General features: G+C 67.7%; 9 protein-coding genes. 2 read left to right on the top strand and 7 right to left on the bottom strand.

Annotation, left to right across the window (positions count from 1 at the left end; all coding sequences use genetic code 11):
- Positions 1-12: 12 nt before the first annotated feature.
- From AB5J62_RS16230 to AB5J62_RS16210, 5 genes are read right to left on the bottom strand one after another with little or no spacing between them, the layout of a single operon-like run.
- Positions 13-4,965, bottom strand: a complete 4,953-nt coding sequence (locus AB5J62_RS16230) for an AAA domain-containing protein (protein WP_370949043.1) — start codon at positions 4,963-4,965, stop codon at positions 13-15.
- A 39-nt stretch (positions 4,966-5,004) separates the two neighbouring features.
- On the bottom strand, positions 5,005-8,109 hold the full coding sequence (locus AB5J62_RS16225; protein WP_370949042.1) for an ATP-binding protein: 3,105 nt from the start codon (positions 8,107-8,109) through the stop codon (positions 5,005-5,007).
- Positions 8,106-8,738: a hypothetical protein gene (locus tag AB5J62_RS16220; protein ID WP_370949041.1), complete on the bottom strand. Its 633-nt coding sequence runs from the start codon at positions 8,736-8,738 to the stop codon at positions 8,106-8,108. The genes AB5J62_RS16225 and AB5J62_RS16220 overlap by 4 nt, the downstream gene beginning before the upstream one ends.
- A 23-nt stretch (positions 8,739-8,761) precedes the next feature.
- Entirely contained in the window at positions 8,762-10,375 is a 1,614-nt protein-coding gene (locus tag AB5J62_RS16215; protein WP_370949040.1) for a KGGVGR-motif variant AAA ATPase, read from the bottom strand.
- 3 nt (positions 10,376-10,378) lie between these two features.
- On the bottom strand, positions 10,379-10,960 hold the full coding sequence (locus AB5J62_RS16210) for a TIR domain-containing protein (RefSeq protein WP_370949039.1): 582 nt from the start codon (positions 10,958-10,960) through the stop codon (positions 10,379-10,381).
- Between the two features lie 300 nt (positions 10,961-11,260).
- On the opposite strand from AB5J62_RS16210, the gene AB5J62_RS16205 reads away from it, so the two are divergent.
- Positions 11,261-12,211, top strand: coding sequence for an SEFIR domain-containing protein (locus AB5J62_RS16205; protein WP_370949038.1), 951 nt, complete (start codon positions 11,261-11,263; stop codon positions 12,209-12,211).
- Here the strand turns inward: AB5J62_RS16205 and AB5J62_RS16200 are convergent.
- On the bottom strand, positions 12,208-12,816 hold the full coding sequence (locus AB5J62_RS16200; protein ID WP_370949037.1) for a sigma-70 family RNA polymerase sigma factor: 609 nt from the start codon (positions 12,814-12,816) through the stop codon (positions 12,208-12,210). The genes AB5J62_RS16205 and AB5J62_RS16200 overlap by 4 nt on opposite strands.
- Before the next feature lie 214 nt (positions 12,817-13,030).
- On the opposite strand from AB5J62_RS16200, the gene AB5J62_RS16195 reads away from it, so the two are divergent.
- A complete protein-coding gene (locus tag AB5J62_RS16195) occupies positions 13,031-15,031 on the top strand; it encodes a hypothetical protein (RefSeq protein WP_370949036.1) in 2,001 nt (666 codons plus the stop codon).
- On the opposite strand, the gene AB5J62_RS16190 is transcribed toward AB5J62_RS16195, so the two are convergent.
- Positions 14,995-15,960, bottom strand: a complete 966-nt coding sequence (locus tag AB5J62_RS16190) for a hypothetical protein (RefSeq protein WP_370949035.1) — start codon at positions 15,958-15,960, stop codon at positions 14,995-14,997. The two genes, AB5J62_RS16195 and AB5J62_RS16190, sit on opposite strands and share 37 nt — an antisense overlap.
- Positions 15,961-16,215: the final 255 nt, after the last annotated feature.

Below are 16,215 nucleotides of genomic sequence, written 5' to 3'. Positions count from 1 at the left end.
AAGCCCGCTTTATCACGGGTTGTCCGCGCCTCGGGCGAGGACGGCGACGTCGGCCAGGTGGGAGCGGACGTTGGCGGTGAGGCGCTTCAGGCCGAGCCTGTCGAGCACCGCGCGGAAGAGCGCCTCCTCGTCGGCCCAGCCCAGGGTTTCGGCCACTTCGGACAGGACCGCGGCCAGTTCGCGCGGCGGCATGTCGTGAAGGTCACGCGGTCCCAGCTCCCGGAGCCGCACCGGCGGCTGGTCGGGCAGGCGGTAGGTGATCGGCCGGACCCCCGATTGCCCCAGCGGGTCGTCTGCGAGCAGCACCCCGCGACGGACGGCGAGGCTGACAGCGGAATTGAGCGAACGGGCCAGCTCCGAGCCGACCCGGCGGCCGCCCGAACTCTGGATGTAGACGCGGTGGATCCGCTCGCCGAGCATCGGGCCTTCGACCGCGACGATCTCCGCGATCCCCTCGATCAGCTCGTTCCGCGACACCTCCGCGACCGGCGGCTGGATGCCCGAATACTCCACGTACGCGTCCGGCGAGACGATTTCGAGCACACCCGCCTCCGCGGGCCACTCGGGCTCAGCGACCACCACCGGTGTCCAGCCCGCGGGCCGGATCTCCTCGTCGCTCAAGATCTGCCACAGTCCCGCGAGCGCGGCCGCCGGGTCGACGTCGAACGCGGACCCCGGGATACGGACGAACCGCCAGCCACAGCGTTCGAGGTCACGCTGCCGCGCGAGGTCGTGGTCATAGGCGTCGGGCCCGTGCCACTGGTCGCCGTCGCATTCGACCGCCAGCCTGCCGTGCCCGCCGACGATCACCAGGTCGATCCGATACCCCTGCGCGGGATACTGCGGGATCACCGTGTAACCGCGATCCACGATCCGGTTGAACACCCGCTGCTCGAACAGCGAATCGAACGGCTCGACGCGCCGGTCCTCCGGCACCACCTCGCACACCACGTCCTCACGTCCGCGGTTGATCACGCCGTAGCTGTAGTCGAGCAGCTGGAACCGCATGCACTCCCGGTTCGGCAGCTCGTCCGGCCGCACCGAGTGGAACACCCAGACCTGGTCTTTCGCCCGTGAGACGGCGACATTGAACCGCTGGACGTACTGCTCCTGCGTCAGCGCCGCCATGCGCTTGTCCGGCGCCGGTGCGGCCACCATCGACAGGAACATCACGTCCCGCTCGGAACCCTGGAAGTCCGCGGCGTCCCCGCAGCGCAGGTTCCGGCTCGCCCATTCCTCGCGCGGGATCCGCGCGAGCAGCAGCGACTCGATCGTCTTCGCCTGGGTGGGACCGAGCAGCGAGATCACGCCGAACGTCTTGCCGTCGTAAGCCGGATCGGCGACGCACTTCTCGATCTGCTCGGCGATCGCCTCCGCCTCGACCGGGTTGCTCTTGTGCGTGACGCCGCGCTCGTAGCCGTCCGCGAGGTAGACCGCCTTGACCGGTTCGAGTCTGTCCACTCCGTACTGCCGGACGGGGATCAGCCTGATGCCGTCCGGCTCGTAGGCGATCCGGTTCGAGAACCCGATGATCTCGGGCACACACCGGCGATGCTCGGTCAGCGTGATCAGCCCGCCGTAGCGCATCTTGGCCTCGTCGAAGAGACTCCGCTTCGGGTCCTGCCAGGAATCGCGGTACCGGTCGTCGGCCAGGTACTGCCGCGCGAGGTCACGCAGTTCCTGCTGGTCGACGCCGACCGCGGACGGCGAGACCTGCTTGTCGTCGCCGATCACGACGATCTTCTTGGCCAGGTACTGCAGGAAGACGGCCTCGGTGCCCGCCTGCGACGCCTCGTCGACCACCACCACGTCGAACATGTCCGGCCGCACCCGCAGCTGCTCGGCGATGCGGTAGATCGGCATGATCCACACCGGCACGGACGGGCGGCACCGGTCCATCGCCTTGCGGATCTCGGCGCGGCGCTGGTGCCGGTAGGCGCCGGTGTTCTTGCCTGCCCGCTGCACCAGCTGCGCGTACTGGGTCAGGTCGGCGCGGGCGGTGCCGCTGAGCCTGCCCGGCGACGCGGCGTGGTCCCAAGCCCGGCTGGCCGCGACGGCCTCGACCTCCTTGCGCAGGCTCCGCTCGATGCCGCTGATCTGGGACTGCACCGCGTTGACGTCGATCGCGTCCAAATCGGTCACCCAGGCTCGGGTCGCCGCCCAGCGCCAGGCCTCCGCGAATCCCGGAATCCTCGACTGCCAAACGCTTTCGTGCCGGGTTTCCTCGATCTCGCGACGCAGTTCCGGCGCGGCGTCGCCGAGTCGGGACGCAAGCTCGTCGCGGCGTGACGCCTGCTGCCGGACCTGCCACATTCTGGCCAGTTTCCCTTGCGCGGCGGCGAATTCCTCATGACGGCGACTCCGCACCGCGCCCAGCAGTTCCGCGACGCACCGCGCGGCGTCCGTCCACTGTGCCGTCTCACCGACGAACGTCTCCAGCTCGACGAGTGGCTTTCTGGCCGCTGCCAAGGCTTCCTGCGCCGAGACGGCGTCGACGAGACCCGCGTACCAGCGGACATCGGCGAGCTCGGTCCAGTTCGGCGGCGGGAGCTTCAGCCACTGGAGCCGCTGCTCCTCGGCGCTCAGCCGGTCGGCGAGCGCGAGCACCCGGTGCAGCTGGGCGAGCTCGGTGACATGCCATTGCAGCCGCTCCTGGACGGTGTCCTCGGGCGGGATGACGGTGTTCTCCGGCCACGCGCGGTCCAGCGCGGTCAGCGCCTTGGTCGCCTCGGCCCACGCGATGAACGTCTCCAGCCGCGGAATCGACGTCGGCGCGACACCGTCGACCCTGACCGCGTCGAACAGCGGCTGCGCCTGTTTGACGGTCTTGTGCGCGAAGGCGCCGATCTTGGGCGCGCCGTCGGCCATGGTCTTGATCGCCCCGCCGCCGTCGAGGAACCTCCGCACCTCGGTGGCCAGCGCGACATGTCCCCCGAGATCGCCTTCCCGCACCGAAACCTCGACCAGCGGGCCGACCCTGCCGACCGAAGTGTCGCAAGTGGACACCAAACCCGCGATGGTCGCGGCCCGTGCCCGCCAGGGGTCCGCACGTCCACATCGGACATCACGCAGCGCGTCGGCCAGCCACTGCTCCCGGCGGCCCGCGAGCTGCTCGGTCTCGGCGGCGAGGTCACGCAGCCGCTGCCGGACCTCGGCGCGCTGACCGGGTTCCAGCCTCGACACCGCGACGAACGCCGGATGCCTGACCACGCGCGCGAACCGCTGCGCCTGCTCGGTCGCGACACGTTCGTCCGCGACCAGGCGCGCGAACCGGGCCGGGTCGGGCAGCCGGTCCACCTCGATCAGCTGGGAGCGGGCCTGCGCTTCGTCGGCTTCGAGCCCTTCGTCGAGCAGAAAACCGAGCCATTCCGTCGCTTCCCAGCTGGTCAGCGGCGCTTCGCCGGCGGCATGGTCGAGCCAGCCGTACTGGTCCCGCTCGGCGGTGATCCGCTGGGCGATCGCCGACAGCGTGCCGCGGTAACCCTGGTGTTCGCGGTCCCTGACCTCGCGTTCCCGCGCTTCGAGCAGCCTGCTGTGCAGCTCGGCGCGTTCGCGGGTCAGCCGGTCGATCGTGGCGAGATGGTCCCGGATGACCTGCGAGTTCGCCTCGGCGTCGTGATCGCTCGCGGCGGCGGCGATCTCCTGCACGGCGAGTTTGAGGTCGGCCATGTCCTCGCGTGAGGTGCCGACGACGGCCACGGCGAGCGGCTTGATCTCCTCGGGCAGCTTCTCGCGAACCTCGCGCAGCGCGCGATCGGTCTGCGCGGTGACCAGCACCCGCTTGCCCTGCGCGAGCAGATGGGAGATCAACGCGGCGGCGGTGTGCGTCTTGCCGGTGCCCGGCGGCCCCTGCACCAGAGTCTGGGCGAGCACGTCGACGCGCCTGATGACCGACAACTGCTTGTCGTTGACCGGCATCGGCAGGAACGGCTCGCCGTCGACGTCCATGATCGCGCCCTCGCCGGCGGCCTCCGGCGCGGACGGCACATGATCGGGATCGAGCAGCGGGATCAGCCCGTCCGGCACCTCGCCGGTCCGGTCGAGCTGGGCGAGCACGGTGTCGAAGATTTCGATCAGGCCCTGGTAGGTGCGCCTGCGCAGGATGAGCGCGGGCGCGAACGCGGCGACCGCGTGCCTGCCGGCCGGTGAGTGCTCGTTCTCGTCGCGGTACTCGCCGTCGGGATCGAGGCTGTGCACGAGCCTGCGGATGAAGTCGCCGGTGGCGGCCCGATCCAGCGCTGGTCCTTCATAAGCTTTGACGTCCGCCTGGATCTCGTTGATCTTCTCGGGCGCGGTGATCAGTCCAGGGTCGACCATGTCGAGTTCGAGCCGCACGGGCTCGCTCGACTCGACGGCACGGACCTCGATCACCCCGGTCCGGTCGTCGAAATGGACGGAAACGGCGCAGGTCAGCAGATGCCGTTTGATCGGCTGCCAGCTCAAGCAGCCGGTGCCGACGATGAGCTCGAAGTCCTCCGGACTCTCCGTGGACTTGATGTAGATCTGGTGGAGCCTCCCGTAGAGGTCACGGGCCGGGCGGTCGGTCTGCGCCTGGTGCGCCCACGACTCCCAGCGCGCGAACCAGCTGCTGTAGCGCGCCCGCATGCGGGGAAAGTCGCTCAGTTCCAGCGTTTTCGGAGTGTCCTCATCGGACGGTTCGACAATACTCTCACGCAGCGACGGTTCCTGGTCCGGCTCGTCGAGCGGCTCGGTCAGCCACCGGCCCAGCTCGTCGCCAGGGTCCGGCGGATCGGCCACCACCACCCGCTCGACAGCGAGCAGCGGGCCCTCGCCGCCCTCCTCGAGCACGGTGATCGCCGGATGCTCTGGCACATCGGAAAGCCAGATCACCTCGCCTTCGCGCTGATAGACGTCCACCGAGCGCACCGGGCTGGACTTCAGCCGCTGCGCACCCCGCAAGAACTCGAACAACCGACGCGCGCGGCCCGCCAACGACGTATCCATCCCACCACCCAAGCTTTCGCAAACCCGATCACTGTCCGTTCAGTGGTTCTCGCGCTGAGCCCGCTCGATCACCTCCTCGACGCGCAGCGGACTCGCCGGGTGATGCGTCAGGCACAGCGGCGTGGTGACCTGCCGGAACCCGAACGCTTCGCTCGCCACGTAGAATTGAGCCCGCTCCAGCCGCGAGATGTCGGCGACCGGACTGCCCTTCGCCCTCGCAAGGTCGTTGGCGGCAGCGATCTGCGCCGGGCTGTTAAGCCTTCCGAAGAACTGAGTCATGGCATTGCCGACGACCTGGTTATGCAAGCCCTTCGGCGCTTGAGTAGCGAACAAGAGGCCAAGCCCGTACTTACGCGCTTGAGAAGCCAGCACGATCGTGCTGCGCGTACTGGCCGTGAGCGTCCCCGAAGCGGCGAGCATCTGCGCCTCGTCCATGACGAACAACGCGCCCAGCGGCTTGTCACCGGCCGGATTCCGCTTGATCCAAGCGAAAAGCTCCATCTGCAGCTGGTTGACGAAGTTCTGCCGCTGTTCCTCGGCGGGCAAGCCGATGAAGCTGATCACGGAGACCCGCGCGCGCTTGCCCGAGCTCGGGTTGAGCAAGATTCCCGGGTCGACGGGCTCTCCCCCACCGGCCAGCAGCGGATCGTTGACCATCGCGGCCTTGAGCGCCTCGGCCAGATCCCCGGCGACGCGCCCGCTGTTGTTGAGCGTGCTCACGCCCTCCGGCAGATCCGAAAGCACCTCGATCAGCCCCGGCAGACTCCGCGACCCGGTCCGCGCGTGATGCACGACCGCCTGCCGCAGCACCGCCAGCCCGATGTTGGCCTTGACCGTGCTCCCGGTCAGCCGCACCTGCGGAGCCAGCGTCGCCACGGCCACCTCGACCGCCGCGGAGAACTCGTCCTCGTCGTCGAGAACTCCCGCGAAGTCCGGCAGCGGCTGGAACGCCAGCGGCCTGCCGGATGCCCGCCCGGGTGTCCACACGACGACGTCCGTCTCGGCGAGATACCGCTTCGCGAGCGTCGCGTCGTCGGGTCCCCAGGCCTCGGGCTCCTCGGGCCAGGCGTCGCCGAGCCGCGCGAGGTCGTTGTTCGGGTCGAGCACGATCGTGGAGACGCCGAGCAGCGCGCACTCCTCGATGATGCGCCTGAGCAGGACGGTCTTGCCGGACCCCGAGCCCGCGAACACCGCGGCGTGCTTGCGGAGCGCCGCCAGTTCGACGCGTACCGGCGCACCGCCCTTGACCAGCGCGCCGAGCGTGATCTCCCCGTCGACGGAAGGCTCAAGCCTCGTCACTTCCTCGGTGACGGCCTCAACGGCTGCCTGCTGCGGGAGTCCGTCGGGCAGCACAGCCGACAGCAAGTCCGACTTACCGGCATGGCGCTGGATCACCAGCCACTCGTGCAACCCGGCAGGCGCCTCGGCGAACATTCTGTCGAGCGCCCAGAACGTGCGGACATCCGATTCGGACAGGGTGAAACGCTGTCCACCCGCGGCTTCGAAGGCTCCCAGCTCGGCTTGGGTTTTCGGTCCCTTCGACCACGGCAGGTTGCGAAGCAAGATCAGATGCCGGTTGTCGGCGCCCACACGCAGGCCCGCAGCGGATCGCGCCTTGCGGAGGCGATGCAACACCGCGAGGTGGTGCGGCGCGAAGATCACCCGGAACGCCCAGTGCTCTTCGAGATCCGAGGTCTCGTCGATCGTGTGGGTGAGCCACGCGTGCACTTCGTTGCGCTCATTACGAGCGGTCCAAGCCCACTCCAGATTGTCGTCGCCGACTTCGGTGATCCAGCCGCGCAACGCGGCAGACAGCAAGCCGGGCATGACCTTGTCTTCCGTGCGCTGGTCCAGCAGCGCTGCGACATCCGCAGCCGCGCGCAGTTCCTCGAACCGAGCGTCCAGTTCCGCGAAACGGTCCGGCTTCAGCTCGGGCCTTGGTGTGACAACACGAGGAACCGCCTGATCGTCGAAGCTGGACAGCTCGCGAATCTGCCCGGTTCGCACGCACAGGTCGATATGCGCTCCGACCCGCTTCAGCAGTTCACGCGGAGTCCACTCGTCCCACGAGCCCTCGAACGCCTCCGGCGCCACAGGCCAGGTCGGGTGCGGCGGCACAAAACCCATCTCTTTGTATGCGAGACCGAGACGTTTCGCGATCAGCTCGCGACCGAGTTCGGCGTCGGTGACCCGGCCCAGTGTCAGGTGCTCGCGGAACCGGTCCGGCACGGTGTCGGCCGCCTTGGACTTGATCTGCGTCCAGGTGTTGGGCAGGCAGGCGAGCACCGTCACGGTCCGCCGGGTCACCTCGCGCAGCCGCATCAGGCCGTCCGCGATCTGCCCGACCAGCCGGTCGCTGTCCGAGATCGCCCCAGGTTCCTTGGTGTTCAGGTCGGAGCGGGCGATCAGGGTGTCGAGCTGGTCGACGGCGATGACCACCGGCCCGGTCAGCGCCAGCAGCTTGCTGATGTCCCGCACCGTCGTCAGCGCGGGCTTGGGCTGCGGCCGGATCCCCCACTTCTGCCGGTCCCCCGACTTCGACTCCTCGAACCCGCCCAGGTAGTCGTCACCGATGTAGCTCGTCGTCGTGTCTTCGCTGTTGTAGAGCACCATCGCCCGCGCGGTATCGGCACACTCGAGCGCGATCTGCCGATCGATCCCCCGCAGTCCATGGAGGAACTTGTCGAGGTCCTCTTTGGTCAGCCTCCGTCCATTGAGGATCCGTTCGGTGGCCTTCGCGTCGACGTTGGCACGCAGGCAGACCCGCCGCAGGAAGCTCGTCAGCTGAGTCGCCCCGGATTCGTCCACACGGGACAGACCACCGCGCATCGCCTCGGCCGTGTTCTCCCAGAAGGCGTCACCGGCGGTGAGGTCGTCGAGGAAGAAGTACCCACGAGCCCGGTACGCCTGCCTTCGCACGAGTCCGAGCAGGTGCGTCTTGCCGACGCCCTTCTTTCCTTGCAGCACAAGACCGATCGGGCTCGGTCCGTCACTCGCCGCCGCGTCCCGGATCCCCTTGTCGACTTCGGCCGCGACGTCGGTGTGCAGGCCGCTGACGTGATACGGCGAGTCACGCCAGACGTGGTCGGGGGTGTCGGCCCAGTCGAACCGCAGATTCGACAGCGCGGTCGCCTGGTCCATCATGACGCCTCGATGGAGAGCAGGTGGTTGTCCTCACCGCCGATGCGGATCGCCGCCTCGCGGTCGGCCGCGGTGAGCGTCTTCTGGTTGGACTCCGGCACGAGATGCGCCTGCCTCGACCGGCTCAGCTCCTTGAGCGCGGCGTCGACGTCCGCGACGGGCACGTTGCCGAGCTCCGCACGCAACTCCGCCAATCCGACCCAGTCACGCGGAGCCCTGGCGAGCTTGCCGTACGCAGCCCGGATACGACTCTCCACATCCTCGGCCGCCATCTTCACCTCGGGCGCGAAGACGTCTGCCAATCGCAGGTTCTTCCGCTGCAGATACTCTTCCAACCCGCCGAGAACGACGTACATGGCACTCGCGAGCGTGCTGCGAACGGACGTCGGCGCCGGTTCACCGGCACGCATTTCGTCTTCGCACCAAGCCCAGCCACGCTCGGTCAGCTCGTGTGCGAAAAGGCGTCCGCGCTTCCAGCTGGCGACCAGGTTGAGGTCGTTCAACTGCCTGCGTTCCTTGCCGTCGAGGCGGAAGCCCACAATGGACTCCAGCTCCGGGTTCTCCACCTCGCGAGCGAGCACCATGAGCGTGAACAGCGCCGCGGTCTGCTTGTGTCCCAATCGATCCGTCATCCGAGATCCTCTCCCGCCCGGGTCTAATCCCGGAGATTTCCCTTGAACTGGTGCCGGCTGCCGAGGAACCGCTCAACCCACTCGATCGCCTCCCGCGTGCCCACCGGCACGCCGACGTGATGGTTTTCGCTGGTACGAGGCCGGATCGCCAGCGCCAGATCCGCCCCGAGTTCCTGTGCACGCAAGTCGTCTCCGGCCCCGACGGCGGTGGTCAACGCCCGGACGAGCTCGTCCACGAGCTCCCACAGCAGCGGACGCAGCCGAGCGTCAGAGACCTGCCGCATGAGGGTGATGAGATCGACGTCGCCGGTGTCGACCAACCCTGTGATTCCGTTGAGCTGCTCGACCAAGCCTCGTGCGACCTCGGCGGGCCCGCGCGAAAGCCCAAACCGCAAGTACCTGAGGTTGCCGACATACCCCGGCAGCCGATGTGGTTCCGTTCCCGCCGTCAGGACCGGGATGAGCCTCCGGTCCTGGCCCAATGTCCGGTGCAGGAACAGTTCGACCTCAGCCTTCTGCCACCGGCTCACCTCCTGATCGACGATCAGGCAGAGATGCCTGGCGCCGTCCTCGGCCTTGCCGAGCAGGGATCGGTCGCCGGAAAGGGAAAGCTCCGCATGCACGCCTTGGGCTTCCAGATGCTTGACGAGTTCGGTCGCGCCTTGCAAGGTGGATCGAGGCGTGCTCACCCGGACCTCACGAGTGAAGGTGCGCTTCTCCGTCCGGACGGCGCCGACGTAGGCGTCGCGGTTCTCGGCCAGCAACTCCGTGCGCTCGAAGTGATGTGCGATCACCGAGGCAACCGTCTCCAGCGCATAGCTGATTTGGTCGGCGGTGGGATTCAACTCCGAGTAGACCGGCAACTCTTCGCCGAAGGTCCAGTACGAGATGTACGGCAGGGTCAGGTGCCGTGACATCAGCTCCGGCGGGACATCACGGTCGAGCCAGTTGGTGAACAGTCCCTTGGTCTTGTCCAGGCAGATGCGCCGCCACTCGTCCGCGCGGGCGTACTCCTCGCGGCTGTCGAATCTGGACAGTACCGGCAGGACAGCGAGCCTCGGCCGATCGTAGGGCATCCGGTCACGAGCCACGTCGGCGAGCCTGACGATGCTTACGGCACCATCCATGCTCTGGACATTGGCCGTGAACAACACGACGAGCCGGTCCGGGAGATGTGCCGTGCAGATGCCGCCGATGTCGGAGATCCCGGTGCGGCTGTCGAGCAGGACGAAGTCGTACTCGGAAGTCCATTGCTCGCGGCACAGTTCGAGGTAGTCGCCGAAACCCTGCTCGTAGAGCCCCTCCCAGTCGATGTTCTGCACTCGACCCGCGTATCGGTCGTCCATCCGGCCCGCGGCTATCACATCGAGCTTGTTCACCCCGGTCAGCCGGGTCGTGTGCGCCGCGGGGCGCACCCGTTCGGCGCGGAAGTCGTCGATCAGGTCGACCACACCGCTCGCGGGAGCCGCGTTCATCATCGGCCGGAAATAGTCGTGCAGGCCGGGCGCTTCCAGATCCCAGTCGAGACAGAGGACTCGGTGGCCCCAACGCGCCAGCAGAACCGCGATGTTGGCGAGCGTGAAACTGCGCCCCACGCCGCCTTTGTAGGAGTAGAAGGTGATCACGGTTCCCGGCATCGGTCAGAACCTCGGCAGCTTCGATACCGGGGGCGGGTCGGGCATGGGCGTGTGCACCGGCCAGTCCGATCGCCACTCAGGCGCCCGCTCGATGAGCCCCACCAGGTCCTCCGCCATGCTCTCCACTGCTCGGTGGAAGTCGAAGTACTCAAGGCTGTTCTGGAAGTGCGGATAGGGCAGGTTCCAGTCCTTGAAACTCCGCATGGTCCGCTCGTGCGCCCAGGAGGGAAAGTTCAGTGAGTCGCTGAAGATCACCGGATATATCAACCCATGCGAAGTGAGACCGGCAAGTTTTTCTCGCTCTGCCATCGAATACCATTCGGCCAGGCACCACTCGTCGCGAAAGTACTTCGGTGAGCAGACCGGCACCAGCACACGCGTGCGCTGCAGTGCGTCCCGAACCTGCTGCGGCCACTTACCGCCGATGGTGATCTCGTCATCGAGAAAAATACTGACCGTCTCGGCGAGATTGTCGTCCAACAGCTCCTTCAGGCGCGGGTAAAAGTGCGTGCGCACCCACGCGGGCACGGTCGCGCCCGCGCGGGGATAGCTGATGAACACGTCGTATTCGTACACCCGCGCCATCGCTCCCTCGTCCCCCGGCCGCCGACAGCCCCCGATGTTAGGGCTACGGGGTGTAACCGAAACAGGTCCAAAAAATCGACAATTTCTGGACATTTACCGGCCATCGCGTACGGCTGGGCGGTCCGCGGCGACTCTGATCGGGAACGATGTCCGCGAGCGAAGATCACCATTGGCGTGCGTGGGACAAAATCACGGGAAAAGACAGAAAGGTGACAAGCAGCCGACAAGTCCGGTTGAGGACGGGGTGGCCGGGCCAGAATGCCTGTCACCGAGTTCCAGCGAGCAGGAAAAGGAGCGCCGATGTCCGATCGCGACGCGCCAAGGGTTTTCGTCACGTACTCACATGATTCGCCGGAACACAAGGAGAAAGTGCGGCTCTTCGCGCACTTCCTGCGCACGGTCATCGGCTTGGACGTGCGGCTGGACCAGTGGGATGACGGCCCGCGGCGGGACTGGTCGTTGTGGGCGATCGACCATCTGACCGAAGCGGACTTTGTGCTGGTGATCGCCTCGCCCGAGTACAAGCGGCGCGCCGATGGCCTGGCCCCACCCGATAAGGGGCGCGGCGCGCAGTTCGAGGCCGCGATGATCCGGAACAACCTGACCAGGAATCTGGCCGAGGAGACCGAACGGTTCCTGCCGGTGGTGTTCCCCGGGCGGTCGCTCGACGACATCCCGACCTTCCTGAATCCGTACTCCACCACGAGGTTTCGCGTCAACGAGTTCACCAGGGACGGGGTGGCCGGCCTGCTGGCCGCGATCACCGGCCGCCCTGAGTTCCCGATGCCGGAACGCGGTGCTTGGCAGGACGAGGATCGGCTGGCGGAAGTGTCGCTGGCCCATGGTCTGCCGTGGGTTTCGAGCAGCGCCCAGGTCCGGGTGGGCGCCGCGTCGGTCAACGGGGTGCGGTACGAGGACAGCATCGTGTTCCGCCCGAAGAAGACCGGCACGGATCCGCTGGGGTTCGTCGAGATCGAGCTCGGGGTCGCGTATCGGCGGCTGACGGCGGTGGCCGGTGTGCTCGACGATGCCGCCGAGCCGTTCCAGGTAGGACACTTCCGGATCTGTCTCGACGGCGTCCCCAGGCCCGAAATCACGGTCGCGCTGGGGAAATCGGCGAGTATCGATCTGGACGTCACCGGAGCGCTGAAGCTTCGGCTGGAGATGTACCGGCCGGGCCCGTTCGGCGACCGCGGTCCGGCAGCGACCAGACTGCCGGAGCTGGCCTGGGGTGATCCGACGCTGCGCTAAAACTCGTCCCGCTCGATCATCGTGCGCAGCTTCCGCAGCGCGCGGTGCTGTGCGATGCGGACGTTGCCTGGGGTGGTGCCGAGCGCGGCCGCGGTTTCGGTGACGGTCAGGCCCGTCATGACGCGGTAGGTGAGGATCTCCTGCTGCAGCGGGGGCAGTGTGGCCATGAGCGTGGCGAGCCGGGCACCGAGATCCGCTTGCAGTGCTTCGGTTTCCGGCTCGTTGGCGGTGAGCACGGTCTCGGTCAGGTCGGGCATGGGGTCCGACTTGTCCCGCGAGACCGCGCGGTAGGCGTCGACGACCTTGTTGGCCGCGATCGCGCGGGCGAGGTAGTAGAACGAGCCGCCGCGGTCTTCGTAGCCCGGCAGCATCTTGCACAGCGCGAGGCAGGCTTCCTGAGCGACGTCGTCGGCCGACAGATAGGAGAAGTCGCGGCGGCCCATGCGGCCGCGGCAATAGCGCACCAGCGTGGGCTCGATGACCTTCAGCAACGTCTGCAGCGCGCCAGGCTCGCCCGTCTTGGCCGCCAGCACGAGCGGGCCGAGTTCCTCTTTGGCCCATCGTCCGTCCGATCCGGACGGTGCGGCTGCTTCGGCGATTCCCATGTTCGGCTCCCGGGTGATTCGGTTCGGATGCCCGATGGTCGGCCGCACCACCCGGTAACGCCACGGTGCGGGGCTTACTGTCCACGTTTTGTCCGGCACGTCCGTCATTGATCGTCAAAACCCGGACAGTTCCGGAAATCCCCGTACCACGGCACTCGCGGGCACCGATCCTTTACGGACCCCGAAGAAACCCGATCGGAAGAGAGCGAACCCGATGACCGGATCAGCGCGCTTCGTCGGCCGTCGCCGCGAACTCTCGGCGATACACCGAGCATTGACCACCTCGCACTCGGCACTGGTGCTGCAAGGCCCGGCGGGAATCGGCAAAACCGCGCTGGCCGAGCAGTACGCCCATCGCTTCCGCTCCGCGTACTCCGACGTCATCCGGCTCGGCCCGTTCGGTCATCATCCGCCGGAGGAATTCCTTTCCCAGTTCCATTTGTCGCTGGTGCGCGTGCTGGCCGCCCGGCTGGGCATCGACGTCTCGGGTATCACGCTCAACCGGTTGCTCGGCCTGTGCGCGGAAGACCTGTTGCTGATCGTCGACGACATCCCCGCCGAGCTGCCGCCGTCCCGGCTGAACCGGCTTCTCACGCCGTACGGGGGAAGTGCCGCGCTCATCACCACCAGGGCGGACCAGGCGGCTTGGGGTTTCACCACGCTCGAACTTTCGGGGTTGCCCGAGGACGAAGGCATCAGCGTCCTCGGCACAGCCGATCATCCCGCGGCGCGACGCCTGGTCCGGCGCTGCGGCGGGCATCCGTTCGCGTTGCGAGCGGTCGGGTTGGCCGTCGAGCACGCGGATGACGATGCCGAGCTGGACGGACGGCCGGAGACCGCCGTGGAAGCGATCCGCGCGCTGCTCGACGAACTCAGCCCGCTGGCGCGGCAACTGCTCCGGCTCGCCGCGGTGCTCGCGCCGGTGCCTTTTCCGGTGGACTTCGCCGTCGCGGCGCTGGGTACTTCCGAGGTACCCCAAGCAGTTCACGAACTCGCTTCGCTCGACTTCGTGTCTCAAGTGGACGGTGACGTGCTGATGGCGGCGCTCGTGCGCACGGTGGCGATCGCCCAGTTCGACACTGGTGAACTCCTCGAGCGCGCGGCCGAGGTGCTGATCGAGACGCCGCCCGACGGCGACTTCCTGCTTCAGCATGCGCGCGCCGTCGCCGAGCGCGCCCCGGATCACCGGGCCAGGCTGCTGCGTCCGGTCGCGGCGGCCTACGAGCGGCTCGGTGACTGGCACGCCGCCGGCGAGACGCACGCGCTGATCCTGTCCACCGGCGAAGCGGCCGCCGCCGATCTCATGGCCGCGGCACGCGCCGAGATCGGCTGCGGCCTCTACGCCGAGGCCGCCGGGCACGCCCAGGCGGCGCTGACGCTGGCCGACGAGCAGGACAGGCACGCGGCCGCGCTGATCGCGGCGCAGGCGTTCGACTGCCAGGGCGACTACGCCGCCGCCGACCGGATCTTCTGGCTCGACCACGGCGGCAGGCTTCCCCGCGCCGAGCCGGACCGGCTGAGCTTCGTGGTCGCCGCGGCCCGTGCCAGACGGCTGCGTGGCCGGCCTGCCGAGGCCGCGGCGCTGCTCGAAGGCGCGACGCCGGAATCGCCGTCCGACGACTTGACCCAGAGCGCCAGGCTCGAGTACGCGGTCAGCCTGCTCGACGCCGGACGGCTCGACCGGGCGCGAAAAGTCGCCGCCGAAGTGATCACGGCTTACCGGGCGCAGGGCCGTGACCAGCATTCCCAGTGCGTCGAAGCCGAGTTGGTGGTCGCGGAGGCGACGTTCACCCTGGACGTGCGGGCCCAGTCGCCACGTGCGCTGGAGGCCGCATACGCCAAGGTTCACGGCCTCGACGCACCGCTGACGCTCACCGCCAGGGTCATGGCCGACTGCGCGCCGCCATCGCTCGGCGACCCCGCTCACGCGCTGCGGGTGCTGGCCGCGACCGAACAGGCGGTGCTGCGCGTGCTCGGTTACGGACATCGGCTGCAGCACCGGGTGGTGCACGCGATGGCGGCCGCCCATGGGCGGCTGGGGGAATTCTGCCAGCAGGCGGATCTGCTCGACACGATCCTCGAACCACGGATCAGCATGCTCGGCCTCACCCATCCCGAGACGGTGGCGACCACACGTGACCTCGGCACCGCGCTCGCGCGCTGCGGCCGGCCAGGCCGTCAGCTCACGTCCGCGGGCTCCCAGCGAACCCCGTAGGCGAAGCCGGGCGCGAGCTTGCGGAACTGGACGTGCACCTCGCCGGAGGCGTCCGGGGTCAGCGCCTCGCCGCGCGCCGACGGGTCGCGGGCGTCGTCCTGGAACAGATTCTCCAATTTGACGATCCCGCCGGACATGGACTGAGGGAACTTGACATGCAAGTCGAACAAATCGACCGGGTGCCGGGGCACGCAGACGTAGTGCGGATGACTCAGCTTCGCACGGAAGCGCAGGGCGATGTCATGGCGGGCTTTACGGCGGAGCGGTTTCGGCAGGCGCAGCATCAGGCCGAACCGCTCGCTCGATTCCATCATCCGCCGAGACAGGCTGCCACCATAGAAAACGTCCACCTCCAGATCATCTTCGCCCACCTTTTCGCGGCGATTCCGCGAGTTGGTGAGGGTCAGCGCAAGATCCAATTCGTCGATGTCGTCGGCGTCGGCGACCACCCGCCGCAGCTCGAACACTTCCGGCACTTCCTGATCCAGCGACAGTGCCACGCGTAGCTCCTCGGTGTGCCAGCTGCGGCTCGGATAAGCGGGTTCCGACTCGCCGGCCTGCACGGAAACGGCGAGCTCCGCGATGCGCGCGATACCTTCGTCGATCCGGCGCCGCGCCGTCCGTTCATCGCGTTGAATCGCTTGGGCCACCCACTTGACCCGATCTTGGTAGAACGGGAACCTGGCCTGTTCGTGCAGGCCGAACGCGGCGAGCGCGGCCGTGCGCAAATCATCGGGCAGCGATGCGGCCAGGTTGATCAATGCCTCGGTGAGCTTCTTTCTGATCTCCGCGACCTCATCAGCGTCCGCGATGCCGAACGCCGCACGCATCGCGGGGCCGACGCGCTGCTCAAGCTGGACGACGGAAATCCCCCGGCCCTTGCGCAGCAGTTTCAATTCGCCGACCAGGTCTGTCGCGCTCACGTTCACCAGTCCTCCCAAGCGGATTAAACGCACGATCGCCAATACTCGTCACTCCGGTCGCCGGTTGTCCACCGGATCATGGCCGATCGCCGGGATCGTTATTTTGCGGCTTTCTTTCCTGTCGCTGTTGGAAACGGGAAACTCCTTGTCGCACCGCTCCGGCCGAACGCATTCTTGGTGAGCCGCACCGAATCCGCGGCGAAAACCCCCGGAAACCACGGAGTTCCCGTGTTCTCGAGTGCTGCCTGAAGCTGCCCATCG

The organism is Amycolatopsis sp. cg5 (assembly GCF_041346955.1).
Taxonomy (GTDB): domain Bacteria; phylum Actinomycetota; class Actinomycetes; order Mycobacteriales; family Pseudonocardiaceae; genus Amycolatopsis.
The sequence above is the reverse complement of the archived record's forward strand: the minus strand, read 5'-3'. Positions and strand labels throughout refer to the sequence as shown.